9 protein-coding genes are annotated in these 16092 nt (G+C 55.7%); 1 reads left to right on the top strand and 8 read right to left on the bottom strand.

Translation table 11 applies throughout. The features are described 5' to 3' along the window. Nucleotides 1-173 precede the first annotated feature (173 nt). Nucleotides 174-5894, top strand: coding sequence for a PKD domain-containing protein (locus ACQKLP_RS13450; RefSeq protein WP_427323263.1), 5721 nt, complete (start codon nt 174-176; stop codon nt 5892-5894). A 53-nt stretch (nt 5895-5947) separates the two neighbouring features. On the opposite strand, the gene ACQKLP_RS13455 is transcribed toward ACQKLP_RS13450, so the two are convergent. The 8 genes from ACQKLP_RS13455 to ACQKLP_RS13490 all read right to left on the bottom strand — a co-directional run bounded on the left by ACQKLP_RS13455 (nt 5948) and on the right by ACQKLP_RS13490 (nt 16078). Next, the gene (locus ACQKLP_RS13455; RefSeq protein ID WP_427323264.1) at nt 5948-7105 is read right to left on the bottom strand and encodes an acyltransferase family protein; all 1158 of its coding nucleotides are present in this window, start codon (nt 7103-7105) and stop codon (nt 5948-5950) included. 16 nt (nt 7106-7121) lie between these two features. Next, nucleotides 7122-7919 (bottom strand): prolyl oligopeptidase family serine peptidase, encoded by a 798-nt coding sequence (locus ACQKLP_RS13460; RefSeq protein WP_427323265.1) that lies wholly within the window; start codon nt 7917-7919, stop codon nt 7122-7124. A gap of 11 nt (nt 7920-7930) precedes the next feature. Beyond that, nucleotides 7931-8632, bottom strand: a complete 702-nt coding sequence (locus tag ACQKLP_RS13465) for a TolC family protein (protein ID WP_427323266.1) — start codon at nt 8630-8632, stop codon at nt 7931-7933. After that, the gene (locus tag ACQKLP_RS13470) at nt 8629-10128 is read right to left on the bottom strand and encodes an O-antigen ligase family protein (RefSeq protein WP_427323267.1); all 1500 of its coding nucleotides are present in this window, start codon (nt 10126-10128) and stop codon (nt 8629-8631) included. The genes ACQKLP_RS13465 and ACQKLP_RS13470 overlap by 4 nt, the downstream gene beginning before the upstream one ends. Nucleotides 10129-10224: 96 nt before the next feature. Beyond that, nucleotides 10225-11436 (bottom strand): glycosyltransferase, encoded by a 1212-nt coding sequence (locus ACQKLP_RS13475; RefSeq protein ID WP_427323268.1) that lies wholly within the window; start codon nt 11434-11436, stop codon nt 10225-10227. After that, nucleotides 11433-12782, bottom strand: a complete 1350-nt coding sequence (locus ACQKLP_RS13480) for an oligosaccharide flippase family protein (protein WP_427323269.1) — start codon at nt 12780-12782, stop codon at nt 11433-11435. The genes ACQKLP_RS13475 and ACQKLP_RS13480 overlap by 4 nt, the downstream gene beginning before the upstream one ends. A 12-nt stretch (nt 12783-12794) precedes the next feature. After that, nucleotides 12795-13892 carry an acyltransferase family protein gene (locus tag ACQKLP_RS13485; protein WP_427323270.1) on the bottom strand — a complete coding sequence of 366 codons (1098 nt, stop codon included), beginning with the start codon at nt 13890-13892 and terminating at the stop codon, nt 12795-12797. Next, nucleotides 13892-16078, bottom strand: a complete 2187-nt coding sequence (locus ACQKLP_RS13490) for a GumC family protein (RefSeq protein WP_427323271.1) — start codon at nt 16076-16078, stop codon at nt 13892-13894. The genes ACQKLP_RS13485 and ACQKLP_RS13490 overlap by 1 nt, the downstream gene beginning before the upstream one ends. Nucleotides 16079-16092 lie beyond the last annotated feature (14 nt).

The raw sequence follows: 16092 nt of genomic DNA on the forward strand, positions 1-16092 counted from the left end.
TGTCTTGTGTGGTGCCCTACTTGTATTCATGAATTTTTAAAATTTTGACCACCTTGAGGAACCTGAAAACTGGAATTGCGCGGTTAAGTGCCTGTATCTGTATCTGTGCCATAATACTAGTAATGCCCCGGCGGGCTTTCAGTCAGGGCGATCAAACAAAGATCGCCGTTACGATGAACAGCTCTTCTACGCTGAACGCGTGGCTGCACTTGCCGGACGATTACGGACAGACCACCCAGCAATATCCTTTGCTGATTTTTATTCATGGCGTCGGGGAAGGCGGCAACATCAATGATGTATTGCGGCACGGCGTTCCAAAAATGATCGCCAACGGTGCGAAAATGCAATACACCGTAGGCGGCAAACTTTTCAAATTCATTACGGTTTCTCCGCAGATCGTGGGTGGCTGGGCTAACCAGCAAACGATACAGAAGCTCATCGATGAGATGAAACGGCTGTACCGGGTGGATGCGTCCAGGATTTACCTCACGGGCCTCAGCGCCGGGGGATACGGCGTCCTGAATTACGTGGCTTCCGGGAAGGAATATTCCGACAACCTCGCCGCCATCGTGCCCGTTTCTTCCGCCCCGATCGACGAACCCAAGCTTCCCGGGCTTTGTAACGTAGCCGCCAGCAACCTGGCGGTTTGGATGCTTTGCGGAACGGACGACGGATTCCTGAAGTACCAGGTCGATTACACCGCCCGCATGACCGCCTGCAACCCGGCCATAAAACCGAAAGCCACGACGTTCCCCGGCGGGCACGACGGCACTTTCTGGGACAAGGCCTACAATACCGAACACACCTATCAATCGCAGAACATCTATGAATGGATGCTGCAATACCAAAGGGGAGGCTCCACCGAAGAACCGCCTCCGGCCACTCCGCCCGTAGCCGACGTGATAAACGATAACGTGACGCTGACACTTCCGACTGCATCCGTACAGCTCGACGGCTCCGGTTCCACCGCGCCGGGAAGCACCATCGCCAATTACGCCTGGAAACAGGTGTCCGGGCCTGGGACCGCCACCATCGCAGGCAGCACCAGCTCCAAAGCGACCGTCAGCCAACTACTGGCCGGCAAATACGTGTTCTCACTCACCGTTACTAACGCTACCGGACAAACGAACATAGCTTATGCCAATGTAACCGTAAACGCCGCATCTACCGGTACCGACTGTACCAACTGTAAAGTCGTGATCACCCCGGGCACGGATGGCGGTGCTTATATCAACGGGGATAATTACAACGTCCAGCCCGGCGATACGGTTTGCGTCAAAGCCGGGAATTATGCCTATATCCAGTTTTATAACTTTACCGGATCGGCCGACAAGCCCATCGTGTTCATCAACTGCGGTGGCCAGGTGCGTGTAGGCGATGGCGGTAACTACGGCCTCATCTTCAACAACGTCAAGTATTTCAAGATCACGGGCTCCGGAAGCGCCGACAAATACGGTTTCCGTATCGATGGCGTCAGCAAGCGCCTCAGCACGGGGCTTGCCATGGGGAAAGGTTGTACCGACTATGAAGCCGAGCGCGTAGAGATCACCGGTTCCGAAGCGGGGCTCATGGCCAAAATCAATCCCGATTGCGACCCCATGAACCAATACCCGAACTTCGCGATCCGCAATGTGATCATCCACGATATCTACATCCACGACGTGCTGGGCGAAGGGATGTACATCGGGAACACGGCGCCCAACGGCACCGAGACCCTTTGCGACGGCGTGATGAAAAACCTCCTGCCTCCGCGCATCTACAACCTGAAAGTATATAACAACATCACCGAAAACACCGGCTGGGACGGCATCCAGGTGGCATCAGCCCCGGAGAACGTCGAGATTTACAACAACAGCGTGTATAATTTCGGTACGGTGAACAAGGGAAGCCAGCAGGCCGGCATCATCCTCGGCGGCGAAAGCAACGGGAAGGTGTATAACAACAAGATCATCAAGGGAACGGGCAATGCGCTCGAAGTTTTCGGCATCGGGCGCTGCCTCGTGTACAACAATATCATCGCAGATGCGGGGTATGACGGTACGACAACAGGGCAGGACGCGCTGTTTGTGGACGACCGCCCCACCGATCATAACTTCAAACCGCTGCAGGTTTACATCCTCAACAACACGGTCGTGAATTCCGCCCGCGACGGGATCCGCGTATTGAATTCATTCGGTACGATCAGCACCGGGAATATCATCCAGGGCAACCTCGTGATCAATACCGGTTCCGCTGCCCACGTAGCTGTGCAGAAAGGGATCGATGCGCTGACCACCGGCAACGTGACCGGCCAGGACATCAATGCCGCCGGGTTTGTAAATGCGGCAGGAAAGGATTTTCATATTACGTCCAGCTCCATCGCTATCGACAAGGGGCTTGATTTCAGGACATATTTCAATTACGATTTCGATGGACAGGCACGCCCCCAGGGCGCAGCGTTCGACGCCGGCGCGGACGAATACTCGACCGCCGCGGCGAACAAGCCTCCGGTAGCCAACGCCGGGAGCGCCATTACGATCACGCTGCCCACCAGCACCGCCAATCTTGACGGTTCCGGTTCAACAGATGCGGATGGTAAAATTGCCACTTACGCCTGGACGTTCGTGTCTGGCCCGGCAACGCCCGCCATTTCTACCGCATCCGCGGCAAAGACGGCGGTTTCCGGCCTCACCAAAGCCGGGAGCTACGTTTTTCAGCTCGCGGTGACCGACGATAAGGGTGCACGCGCCACCGCGCAGGTGACGGTTACGGTCCAAGACGCCGCAGCGCCGCCGACGGTAAATGCAGGCACCGATAAATCCATCCGGCTGCCGGCAACTACCTCCAGCCTGAGCGGCACGGCTACCGCGTCTGCCGGCGCTACGATTTCCACTTACGCCTGGACGCAGACCGCAGGGCCGGTGACCGCCACCATCGCTACGCCTGCTACCGCGAATACTGCCATCAGCGGCCTTACCGCTGCCGGCGCATACGACTTTCGGCTAACGGCTACCGATAGCCGGGGCACTTCCGCATCGGACGTTATCCGGGTTACGGTGCTTCCCGCATACATCGCGCCAACGGCCAATGCAGGTACCGCTATCAGCGTACGGTTGCCGGAAACTACCGCCACCCTTACCGGCAGCGGTACCGCTGCCAGCGGCAGCACGATCGCGAGCTACGCCTGGGAGCAGACCGCAGGGCCGGCCACTGCCGGCATTTCCGCCGCGGCTTCCGCCAGCACGGGACTTACAGGGCTTTCCGCGACCGGGACTTATACTTTCCGGCTGACGGTAACGGACGATAAGGGTCTTACCGCCACGGCCACCGTGAACGTGGTGGTAGTGGCCGCATATGTTGCGCCTACGGCGGATGCCGGCGGCGATAAAAGCATTACCCTTCCCACGTCTTCCGTAACGCTGAACGGTACGGGCACGCCAGCAACCGGCAGTACCATTGCAAAGTACGCCTGGACGCAGACCGCAGGGCCGGTTACCGCCACTATCGCGAGCGCTTCCGCCGCATCTACCGGCGTTACCGGTTTGAGCACTGCGGGCACTTATACGTTTCGCCTTACCGTAACGGATGATAAAGGTCTCACCGCCACCGCCACTGCAAATGTAATCGTGGATGCCGCCAACGTTCCGCCCACTGCAGATGCCGGCAGCGACAAAAGCATTACCCTTCCCACGTCTTCCGTGACGCTGAACGGGACGGGCACACCAGCAACCGGGAGCACCATTGCAAAGTACGCCTGGACGCAGACCGCAGGGCCGGTTACCGCCACTATCGCGAGCGCATCCTCCGCATCTACCGGCATTACCGGTTTGAGCACTGCGGGCACTTATACTTTCCGCCTGACTGTAACCGACGATAAAGGGCTTACCGGAACTTCCACCGTCAACGTAGTGGTTAATGCCGCGAACATTCCGCCCACTGCGGATGCCGGCAGCGACAAAAGCATTACCCTTCCTGCGATTTCCGTGACGCTGAACGGGACGGGCACACCAGCAACCGGGAGCACCATTGCAAAGTACGCCTGGACGCAGACCGCAGGGCCGGTTACGGCAATCATTTCGAGCCCTTCCGCAGCATCTACCGGCATTACCGGATTGAACACGGCGGGCACTTATACTTTCCGCCTGACCGTAACCGACGATAAAGGGCTTACCGGGACTTCCACTGTTGACGTAATGGTAAGCGCCGCCAACGTTCCGCCCACTGCGGATGCCGGCGGTAACAAAAGCATCGCCCTGCCCACGACTTCCGTGACGCTGAACGGTTCAGGCACCGCGGCTTCCGGCAGCACCATCGTAAAGTACGCCTGGACGCAGACCACCGGGCCGGTAACAGCCACCATTTCGAATCCTTCCGCAGCTTCCACCGGCATCACCGGTCTGAACACTGCGGGCACCTATACTTTCCGGCTTACCGTAACTGATGATAAAAATCTGTCTGCCTCTGCCACCGCGAACGTGCAGGTTCTGCCAGCCAACGTTCCCCCGGTAGCCGACGCCGGCAGATCCCAGCGACTTACGCTTCCTGTTAGCACCACCACCTTAACCGGTTCCGGAACAGCGGCATCGGGCAGTAGCATCGCTTCCTATGCCTGGGAGCAGGTATCCGGGCCGCGCACCGCAACGCTGGCGTCGGCCGGCGCTGCAACTACGGGCGTTTCCGGTCTCACCCAGGCCGGCACTTATGTGTTCCGCTTAACGGTGAAGGACAATAAGGGTTTGACCGCTACCGCCACGGTTGACGTGGAAGTGCTCGCTGCCAACGACCCGCCTGTCGTAAATGCGGGCAATGCGCAAACGATCGCCTTGCCGGTGACAAGCGCTACACTCACGGGCAGCGCTACCCCCGGGAATGGCAGCAATATCACAAAGTACGCCTGGACGCAGGTTTCAGGGCCTTCTACGGCCGTGATCGCTACGCAGGGATCTGCTGTGACGGAGGTGCGCCAGTTGACGCAGACAGGAACGTACACATTCCGCCTCACGGCCACCGATGACAAGGGGCTTTCCGCTTCGGCCACGGTAACCGTACAGGTGAACCCGGCCGCCAACATGCCTCCCGTAGCGAATGCAGGCGCCGACCAACAGATCACACTGCCGGAAAACGCTGCAGCGCTCAACGGACAGGGTTCCCGCGACGACGATGGGACGATCGCAACCTGGCATTGGGCGCAGGTTTCAGGACCCGCGTTGGCAACGATCACACTGCCGAACCAATCCAATTCTTCCGTTCAGCAATTAACCATTGCAGGCACCTACATTTTCGAACTAACGGTAACGGATAACCGTGGTGCATCGTCCAAAGACCGTGTCACCATCACCGTCAATCCTGAGCCGGCAAAACCGCCGGTAGCCGATGCCGGGCGCGACGAAGAGATCACGCTCCCCGAAACCGTGGCCACGCTCAGCGGCGGCGGATCGCGCCCTGCTCCGGGCAGCTCCATCAGCAAATACCAATGGACGCTCGTGAGCGGAGGAGCCGATGGCGTGCATATCAGCGTGCCGACGGCGGCACAGTCGTTCGTTGCTTTCCGTTATGCCGGTGTTTACGTTTTCAGGCTGACCGTTACCGACGCCAATGGCCGTGAAGATTCGGACGAAATGACGGTGACCGTTCTCGAAGGGAATAACAGCCACAACGGGGTGAAAGTGGAACTGACGCCGAACCCGGTGCAGGACCAGTTGCGCGTGTCGATCAACCTTCCCGATGAACAGGCCGTAACCCTCCGGATTTTCAATCTTTCCGGCGCACTGCAAGGCACTTACCAGTTCGGGAATATTATCAGCGCGGTGAAATTCGTGGATATGGGATCATTCCCCGGCGGCCTGTACATTGTGCAGGTGCAGGCAGGACCGTATCACCAGGAAACTTTCAAGATCATGAAAGCCAAATATTAAGCAGGAATCATACCGCTAAAAAAATGCCCGGCCATTATCGCCGGGCATTTTCGTTATATGCGCGTCTGGACCACCGCGTAACGCGATTTGATCCGGAGGAAATATTTTTCGAAGCATTCATATGACAGGTAAGCGATCCCGCAGGTGAGCGCCACGCAGGTGAGTGGATAGAGCAGCTCCCAGGTAACGATGCCCGGCGTATGGCCGAATACCTTCAGAAATACGATCATAACGAGTTGGCACACGGGTGTATGGAACAGGTAAATGCCGTAGCTGACTTTTCCCATAGACTTCATGATGGGTTGCTCCAGGTGCAGGATACTGTTTGGGGCAACGGCCAGCAGCATGAGGTAGCCGAAAAGGAAGGCATGAATAAAATGGTCGAAATAATATTTGCTGAGCACGGGTATTTGCGCTACGCTGAACACGACCAGCGCCGTGATCAGCAGCATCATCCATTGTACGACAGGGGAGAACGCAGCCTGGAAGAACCGCGGGAAACGGTCCCTGTTGAAAAGCAGCCAGGCGGCGAACATGCCGGTCCCGAAAAGCTCCAGCTTGTCGAACAGCAGCACGTAATTGATGCCGAAGAGCTGCAAACTGGTTACCGGGAAAAAATAGGGCAGCACCAGGCACAACAGTTTGCTGAGAAAGCCGATCGACAGTAAAATCACGAACAGCGTTTTCAGTTTGTTGCGGAACGCGGCAACCAGCAATGGCCATACCAGGTAAAACTGTTCCTCGATGCAGACAGACCATGTGATTTCCACGATCCCTTTGTTGTAAGGGAAAAAGGCCAGCTGGATGTTGACGGCGAACAGGAGCAGGAACACCAGGTTGACGATCGTGGTTTCGAGCCCGATGCCGGTTTCGATCCCCAATTTCGAGAAAACCCAGGGCGCCAGCACGATCATACCAATGCCATACGCCAGGTACAACGGCCAGATACGGAGCATCCGGCGGATGTAGAAATTCTTGAAATTGATGCGTCCCTTTTCCTTGTTCTCTTTGAAAAGGAGGTAACTGATGAGGAAGCCGCTGAGCACGAAAAACAGGTTCACGCCCATACGGCCCGTATCTTTCAGCATATAGTCCATCCAGGACCAAGAGGATACCCCCTGTTCCGTCTTGAAATACTGCCCGTGATGGAGAATGACCAGCAGGGCGGCAATGAAGCGGATGGCGTCGAGGTTTTTAAAGTATACTTTCATTACTGGGTAACGTCGGTTATTTGCGGTACTGGAGCATCCATTCATAGATGTTCATACCGGCACCATGTTTATTAGCCGGATCGTAGAGCGAAATCCAGGAATGATGCCGGAATCCGGGCACTACCGTCATCTTCGCCAGACCGGGGCCGTACTTGTTGGTACTGTCTACGTATTTCTGGCTGTCTTCCTTGAAATGCAGTTCCTGGTCGCCGGCAAAGTACCAGCTATGCACCTTCGCATCAGCGACCATTTTGAAGTTCTTCCGGTTTTTATCGTCGATGGTAGACACAGACATGGGCACCACGGCCGCGAACCTCGCGGAAAGCGCGGGCTTCTCCGTCAATGCCATTACCGTAGCCCATCCGCCGGCGCTGTACCCGGTCATGTAGATACGGCTGGGATCGATGCGGTATTTGGTGGTAACGTCGTTCAGCAACCTTTCGATCTCGTCCGGCTTCAGCCCCCAGCTGGGCGCCTGGGGCGAAACGACGATGAAGTCATAGAACTTTTTGTCTACCGGGTTTTTTGCCCGTATTTTCTTTCCGCGGTTGAGCCAGTAGGGGATCCCTTCCAGCAGCAATTTCCCGAGATCGTTCCCGGACTTGCTTTTACCGTGCAGATAGATGATGACCGGATAGGCCATTTTCGTAGAATGATAGCCTTCCGGCAGGAATACGAGCGAGCTCACCGTGCTGAACGCGGTGGCTTTCAGCTGAACGGTGTCCCTGGTTTGTTGTGCCTCAGCGGTTGAAACCGTCAACAGCAACATACTGATGAGCGCAACGGGAATATGCTTTTTTGTGAACGGTGACATACAATTGAAATTTATTTTCCTACTACGGTCTCGAGCTTCTGGCCGATAATTTCTTCCAGCTCGAGCCCCACAACGATCAGGTCTCTTTCCAGGTTGAGTTTTCTCACGCGCCCGTCGTTGTATTTTTTGGAAATGGCGCTGTATTGTTCATAAGTGACGCCGCCGGTAGCGAATTTGGCTTCTGCCTGGTCGAAAGCGGCCTGGTCTTCGTCATTGAGCTCCTGCTGAATGGAGAGCTGCTCTTTGGTGGTAACGTAGTCCTGGTATTTGGTCAGTACCAGCGCCGTGATCTGGCGTTTGGCAACTTCCTGCTGCTCGGTGGCGATGTCGATGTTGCGACGGGCGATCTTTACATCGTTGGCCTTGCCGATGAAGGAGCCGAGGGGTACGTTGATACCTACGTTCCACAGGGGATAGTAGAGCTGGGTGCCGTTTTGGTTGCCTCCCAGATCGCGCATACGCAGGGTGATTTCGTTGAGGTTCATGCTGGCGGTCACATAATTCAGCCAGTTGCCGTTGGCTTTGTTCAGCTCTGCCACGGATTTGTCGCGCTCCGCGGTACGGATGCGGATGGCGGGGTTGTTCAGCGCCAGTTCCACCAGTTTGTCTTTGATGGCCTGCTGGCTTTTGGGGGCCTGCTGCGGGTTATTCTGCGCGATCGAATACAGCGCGGAGGTCAGCAGAAACGAGAGAATAAATGCTTGCTTTTTCATATTGCATTTGTTTTAGAAATTTTTGAATGCTGATTTTGAATTGACGCCTCCTCGATCCCCCGGAGGTTCACGATGATGGCTACGGCGCTGTAAAAGAACAGCGCGCCCGGTATCTGCCCGATGGCCACCTGCGCATAGTTCGCGATGATATACGCATAGATGCTGGCTACGATGCCGAGATATATGATTTTGAACTCCCTCGACCGGCTCCGGTAATAGTTCCGGACCCCGGTAAAAAGGATCGTGAAGTAAATGGTACAGGTCAGTATCAGTCCCACCCATCCGGTTTCAATAGCCACGCGGAGGTAGCCGCTGTCGGGCGGGAACCCCGCGAGCGGGTGCTCGGGGTTGTATTCCAGGCCCAACACACCGCTGGTAGCCACGCCGCCGCCCAGGGGATGTTTGTAAATGTACGGCTGTATCTTGGCGCGGTTCTCGTCGCGCACGTTCAACGATTCATCGTCAGACATCTCGAACGTGGAACGGATGCGGTTGATGGTGCCATTGCTGTAGAAAGGACCGAAAATCAGTACGCAGAACAGCATCATGAACCCGATGGCGAAAAACATCGTCCGCCGGTTGGTAATGGTCATCAGCACGTACAACGACAATCCCGCCGGGATCATGAAGTAAGCCGTGCGCGTTCCGGAGTACGCCATCCCCAGCGCCATGCACACCGTGGAAAGGAAGAGCCATTTCCGGTCGCGCTTGTTTTCCGCGTTCAGCAACAGGATGATGGAGAACACGACGCCGTGTGCCATGAGGATCCCGAACGAAGTGGGGTCGGAAAGGAAAGAGAACTTCCGGATTTCACCGCCCTGGAAATAAAGTTTGTAACGGATAGGGTCAGACATCACCCAATGCGTTTCGAACCCGAGCAAACCGAACCATTGCTGGTAACAGCCATACAACCCTGCGATGGCCGACAATATCACCCATAACTTCACATAATCGATGATCGCCTTACGGGAATGGAAGATGTGCAGGCCGATAAAATAGATCATGATGAAGTTCAACGCCTTGCGGACCGTGAACACCCATCCGGCAACGGAGTACATCGACGGGTTGAAAAGCTCTACCATCAGGAAGCCGAAGTTAACGCCGTACAGCAGGGTGATGACGTTACTCGAATATTTCCACAGGCGTTCCTTGAGCACGGTTTTCCGGTAGTAAATCCCCAGGAACGTCACCGCCAGCAACACATCACCAACCGCCCCCATAGGGATGGCATCGTCGGCGAACCGTTTGATGTAGAACATGAAGAAACCCAGCACGGTCACGATATAAAAGCCGTTGCGGGTGTTGAAAAGACAGATGAGCGCCACGGTGATGCCGATGAGCCCTGCGGCGATAACCAGTCCCAGGCGCTCATCGATATAGCTCACGGCATATCCGATCACGCCAGCCACCAGCGCCATCGCCACCCAGAAGTAAGGCGTGTCTACCAGCGAGGAAACTGTCCGGTTCCGAAGTATAAATGCGGTCAGCGCTTTCATCAGAAGAACAATATTTTAAGACAGAGGAATATCATCGTGAACGCGAGGAACGCGGTCACCATGATCTCGAGGATCCTGTCGTTCGAAAATCTGTTATCAGGCATTTTCAGTTGTTTTATGCGTTACGGAATCCAGTGCGCGCTCCAGTGCCGCCAGGGAATTTTCCCAGGTGTGCGACAGTGCGAAGGCGCGGCGCCGCGCCGGCAATTCGGTATCGTTTTCCGCCAGGCCTTTCCCGATCGCTGCGGCGTATTCGTCGGCATTGCGGGAGAGGTAAACATATGGCGCAAACATGTTCATCGCTTCGGTAGCCGTTGCAACCACAGGTTTCCCGAATGCCAGGTACTCGTCGATCTTGCGCGGGTAATTCCCGATGGTCATGGGGTTCACGAGCTGCGGGTTGATGCAAACGTCGAACGACTGTATCCACGATGGAAGTTCCGCTGCCGGCCGGTTGCCGGTGAAAAGCACATTGTCCATGGCATGGAGGGCGCTTTGGCGGAAAGCTTCGTCTTCCGGGCCAACGAGCACGAATTGCCATTCGGGATGTTTGGCGGCGAGGGTTTCCATCAACCGGATATCCAGCCGCGAAGCGATCAGCGCACCCACGTATCCGACAACGGGTTTGCCGCTGTCCTGCAAAAGCGGGTTCGCGGGACCGTTACCGTTTTCCATCCAGCTGAAATCGCAACCCTGGCCGATGTCGAACGACGAAGGGTTGTGGCGGCGGGCATACGAGGCGAGCCAGGAAGAATTCGCGGCGACGAGGGTCGCTTTCGCCATCAGCGCCTGTTCCAGCCGCACGCCATGGCGACGGAAATAAGGTTGGCTGGTGAGATTGTCGCGGATATAATAGATCGTGCCGCTGATACCGTCCAGCATTTCGGGGAGGTAAAAGGCACGGAAAAAATCGTTGTCGATAAAAAGGAGCGGGTCCCTGAACCCGAGGCGCGCCGCGGCATCGTTAATGGCATCGGCCAGCCGGCGGTTGTTGATGCGGTTGAACCGGTCGAACAACCCGGCGAATGGGATCCAGTTGATGGATTCGAGCAGGGTGCGCGGATCGAGCGTCCAGAGCCCGGGCGCGATATTGCACAGGTCGGGCGCCTGGCCGGCGATGCTTTGTTTGCGCACGATCGTTTTCGGGTCGTTTTTTTCGCGGAACGCGGAAATGCGGTCGAGCGCGCGGTTAACATACAACACGCGGTTGCTGCGGGCCATGACGGCGGCAATATTCTTGCAATTGCTGCCGATCTCAATGTCCCAGGGCTGCAGCCCCACGATGATGATATCTTTATTCCTGATCATTCGGAGCCGGGTTTTAGGATGAAACGCTGGCGGAGCACCTGGTACATTTCCGGGTAAAAGCGGACGGAATAACCGATCGTCCGCAGGAAATTCGTACCCAGCGTCTTCCGCAGATACACTTGCGTAATAAGGAAGCAGATAAAATAGGACGTCATCATTCCGTACGCCGCGCCATGCAGCCCGAAAGCTTTCGTAAACCCGTAACAGATGGGAATGTTCAGCAGCGCGGTAGTGGTGATGACGTAAAAGTTCATTTTCGGTTTGCCGATAGAATCCATGATGGTGCCGAACTGCTTGATGAAAGGGAGGAACAGCCCATAGAGGATCGTCAGCTGCAGCAGGGTCGCGGCTTCCATATACGCAGCACCGGCAATGACGCCGATCACCAAGCGCGGCAACAGCAGGATAATGATGCTGGCCGGCACGGCGATGGCGAGAACGGAGCCTACCGCCTTTTCATAATAATACCGCACGCCGGCCAGGTTGCCGCCTTCCATCATTTTGGCGCTGCGGGGGAAAAGGATATCGCCCAGCACCTGCGAAGGCATGTCTACCAGGTTGGAAACCCGCAGGCAAACGCCGTACATGGCCACGGCAGGCGCGGAGATGAGGGAAGAAACGATGAACTGGTCGGTATTGCGGAAAATGCTGGAACTGATGTTGGTGGCGAATACGAACCGGCCGAACTGCCAGAGCCTGCCCATCCATTCTACATGGAATTTCACCGCGCCGGAAATGAACTTCCGGGCGAAGAACCATCCCGCCACCGTTCCCGCCACTATACCGGCGTTGAAATACAGTACAAGGTCCAGCAGCCCGACCGGCCCCCGGAACACCAGGTGCGCCACGATCAGGCCGAAGGCCGTGCCCTGGCGGCAGGTATACGCCCAGAAAATCCCCTTGAAATCTGCATTCGCGTTCTGCATCCATTCAAAATGGGAAAAGGGGATGAGCAACAACAAACCCGGCAGGAAGGACCATACCACCAAATCGAGGTCCGGTGCCTGTAACACACCAGCCAGCGGAACGATGGCCACTGCAAGCACGGCCCCCGTTATCAGCGTGATCACCACGTTCAGCCCCAGCGCCGCACCTTCGATATGCCGGTGCGATTCCGCGGGATGGCCGTTGATGTATTTGATCACCGCATTTTTGACGAGCGATTGCCGGCATATTTCGATGATGCCGGTGATCATGAGGAAGAGGTTCCACACACCCATCTGCTCTTTGGTCAGGAAGCGGGTGAGCAAGAGTACGCTCCCGATTCCGAACAAAAGGACGGCGGCCTTCTGCAATCCGCTGTAGATGCCGGATTTCAGCCAGTATGAGTATGTAGGTGCAGGCATATCGGTTTTACTTCAATTTTTTATGGTGGCTACTTTCTGCGGAACGGGCCTTTCGAGGCTATACAGCCACCAGGCCCCGCAGCGCGTCGCCAGGCGGTACAGCAGGATCGGGACTACCACCGCAAGCGGCAGGCAGATCGCCAGGAGCACGGGCACGCTGGTGATCCCGAAAATTTTGACAAGCGCCATCCTCGCCGCCGAAGCCACGAGCACGTGCGAAACATAAATGTAGAGGGAATGGAAACCCGCCACCTTCAAGGGCTTCAGCACATCGTAGCGTTGCAGCAGGAACGACAGGCTGAGCATCGACGCGCATCCTGTCAGCGCGATCGCCGCAAAAAGCACGGGCTGGTATTCTTCCACGTACAGCGTACTGCCATGCTGGAGATTGGCGTGCAGGAAGTACCACTGTCCTCCCACAAATACCGGCAGCAGCACGAAAAACAGTTTCCAGGAGCTGTAAATGGTATACTTCGTCTGGTCCAGCATCCAGTTGGAAACCAGCTCGCCGATGGCGAAAAACACATAATAATGGCAAATGTCATACAGGAAGCCCAGGTCGATGTGCCGTACCGAAACATAACTGCTCAGCAGGTACAGCGCCGCTCCGAGCACCAGTTGCGCGCCTACTTTCATTTTCAGCCTTTCCCGCGCGATGATGTACAAAACCGTCACGTTGAAAAGGGCATAGAGATACCAGAACTGGTCGATCCGGCGGGGATACAGGAATACATACCCGTAATCGGCCCAGCTCCGGTCCGCATTCACGTATCCGCTCAGGGCGAACTGGATCGTTATCTGGATGAACGACCACAGGATATAGGGATAAAGCAGGATGCTGAATTTGTTGCGGATTAGGCCCGACAAATCGCGCTTGGCCAGGCTTTTGGCGATGAAAATGCCCGACAGGATGAAAAACAGCGGCATGCGGAAGCTGTAGAAAATGATATTGGCATTCTCCAGCCACTGGTACTCGGCCGCATCCACTCCGGAACGGGTGATCCCTTCGAAGATGTGGCGGTATAATACCAGGATGATAGCGATGCCCCTGGCGTAATCTATCCACGCCAGCCTGTTGCCCTTTGCCATGCCGTTCTGCGTTTGGCTCATCAGAGATCGATATTTTGTTGCTCTACCAGGTTCAGCACCGCGCCGGTAAAGTTACCGTTCAGCGATGCCAGGTAGTCGATGGATTCCTTGTCGGTCTGCTTGATGCTCGATCTGGCCGATACGACGGCGATGATGGTATCGGCATATTTCAGCAGTTCCTTACTGTCTGACCGCTCGTTCAGCTGCGCGCCTTCCATGAAGATGAAGTCGTACCGCGATTTCAATGCGCTCATATGCTCCAGCAGGTTACCGGGCCGCAGTACTTCCGCAGGCGTAAATTGTCCGCCCTTGCAGCCGATCACGTCTACGTTTTCGATGCCGGAGGGGGAAACGATGTTGCCCAGCTGTTTTTCGATGCTGGCATTTTCTGCGAGCGTGAAATCCTCCAGCACGGGCTTCGCTTCAAAATCCTGCGTGAGGGTGTTATGCGGGAAATTGGTGTCGATGATCAGCACTTTCTTGTGGCTGAGGCTCAGGCTGTGGGCCAGGGCCTTGATGATGGTGGATTTACCTTCGCCGGCGCGCGGACTGGTAAACAGGAATACTTTTTTACCGCTATGTCCTACTTCGTAGCGCAGCTTCCGGAGCAGTTCGCGGAACGCGCCGCTTTGTGCGGGAAGCGCATCGTCGGTGAAGATATTACTGAACGTGACGCGTTTCATGTTCACCCGGTTCACTACGCCCATGAGGCGCAGGTCTGTCACCTTCTGGAATTGGGAAGGGGTTTTGATGGACAGATCGATGTATTCCATGAAAATGATGGAGATACAGCAAAACACGAACATCGCCATTGCGGCCATTGCCAGGATGATGATGCGTTTGCTGGGCTCGGGCTCCACGGCGGGTTGGCCATACAGGATCTGGCGGAAGTTCTCCATCGGCGCGATGCGGTTGTTGAGGGCCGCGTCGTAACGGGTTTTTACGCCTTCGTATTCCTGCTGTGCCAGTTCCACTTCCTTCTGGAGGGCGAGGTTGTTGGCGCTGCGGGATGCGGCGGCGCCGATGCTGGAGTTCAGCTGGCGTACCTTGATCTCGTAATCGGTAATGTTCTGTTGCGAACTTTTGATCTGGAGCTCCAGGTCGCTTTTCTTTTGCAGGAGATCGGCTTTGGACGCGCCGCCGGAGGCACCGGGCGTAACGGCGGCCATCGCTACCAGTTTATTGCGGTAATCCGCCTTTCTGGCGAGGTATTTATTATATAGCTCGGTGTTGTTGCTGCCTTTGGCCTGGTATTCGTTCAGGGCGTCGTTCATCTGCTTGCGGAGGTTCGCCAGTTCGTTGTTGGCAGTGTTCCCGCTTGCGGCGGCGGCACTGTTGCTCTGGTCGATTTCCGCCAGGCGGGCGTTTACCTGTTGCAGCGAAAGGGTAGCGGTATTCAATAAGGTGCGCTCGTCGGCCAACCTGTTCTCGAAATTGCTGATCTGTTCCAGCTTGCTGGAGCTTTCTACAGACGCGTCCATCGTACCCATGGTTTTGATATTGCCGATCTTGCCGTCCAGCTCGCTCTTTTTCTGGTCAACGAGCTTCTGCAACGTTTCGATGTTCTGCGCCGATTGCATATTGCGGGACGATTCGTAGTTCCGGAAAAACTCGGTGACGATCTGGTTCACGAAATAGGCAGACAGCTCGGGGTTCACCGAACGGTACTGGATGTCGATGTAATCGGTACGCGCCACGCGGTTGGCGTAAAGCACGTAACGGAAAGTTTCGAGATCGTATTTGTAGAGTTTGAGGATCTCCAGCACCTGCCGCTCTTCGGGGTTGTAGGAGCTGAGGAGCTTTTCCTCGTTGTATTTCTGGCTGAGTATTTTGATGGCCTTGTCTTTGTCCATGGCCTTGTATACATCGCTGTTTTTGTCTTCCGGGGTCAACTGGCGGAACTCCTTACCGGGGTTCTGAAGGTCGTGGAGCAGCATGTTGTAACCGGTCATTCCCAATACACGCGGCGATTTCAGGGCTTCGATGACGTTGCTGAACTTGGCGTCGATCTCGTAAATGTTAAAGCTTTCGTCTTTCAGTTTCACCTGTTCGTTACTGGTGAAACCGGTAGCGATCTGGGAAACGGATTTGTAAAGCTTTTCCTGGTTCATGGTTAACAAGAAGGCACCGACAACCGCCATCAGAGTGCAAATGATAATCAACCATTTCCTTCTCAACAACGCTTTCAGCAGATAAATCAGGTCCATATGGATGCTTTTGT

This window comes from Chitinophaga sp. NPDC101104 (assembly GCF_050277495.1).
Lineage (GTDB): Bacteria > Bacteroidota > Bacteroidia > Chitinophagales > Chitinophagaceae > Chitinophaga.

Bases quoted from the DNA above. Each gene is read 5' to 3' on its own strand.
- ACQKLP_RS13480 (WP_427323269.1), bottom strand. From the start codon at position 12,782: ATGCCTGCACCTACATACTCATACTGGCTGAAATCCGGCATCTACAGC.
- ACQKLP_RS13470 (WP_427323267.1), bottom strand. From the start codon at position 10,128: ATGAAAGCGCTGACCGCATTTATACTTCGGAACCGGACAGTTTCCTCG.
- ACQKLP_RS13460 (WP_427323265.1), bottom strand. From the start codon at position 7,919: ATGTCACCGTTCACAAAAAAGCATATTCCCGTTGCGCTCATCAGTATG.
- ACQKLP_RS13490 (WP_427323271.1), bottom strand. From the start codon at position 16,078: ATGGACCTGATTTATCTGCTGAAAGCGTTGTTGAGAAGGAAATGGTTG.
- ACQKLP_RS13450 (WP_427323263.1), top strand. From the start codon at position 174: ATGAACAGCTCTTCTACGCTGAACGCGTGGCTGCACTTGCCGGACGAT.
- ACQKLP_RS13455 (WP_427323264.1), bottom strand. From the start codon at position 7,105: ATGAAAGTATACTTTAAAAACCTCGACGCCATCCGCTTCATTGCCGCC.
- ACQKLP_RS13475 (WP_427323268.1), bottom strand. From the start codon at position 11,436: ATGATCAGGAATAAAGATATCATCATCGTGGGGCTGCAGCCCTGGGAC.
- ACQKLP_RS13485 (WP_427323270.1), bottom strand. From the start codon at position 13,892: ATGAGCCAAACGCAGAACGGCATGGCAAAGGGCAACAGGCTGGCGTGG.
- ACQKLP_RS13465 (WP_427323266.1), bottom strand. From the start codon at position 8,632: ATGAAAAAGCAAGCATTTATTCTCTCGTTTCTGCTGACCTCCGCGCTG.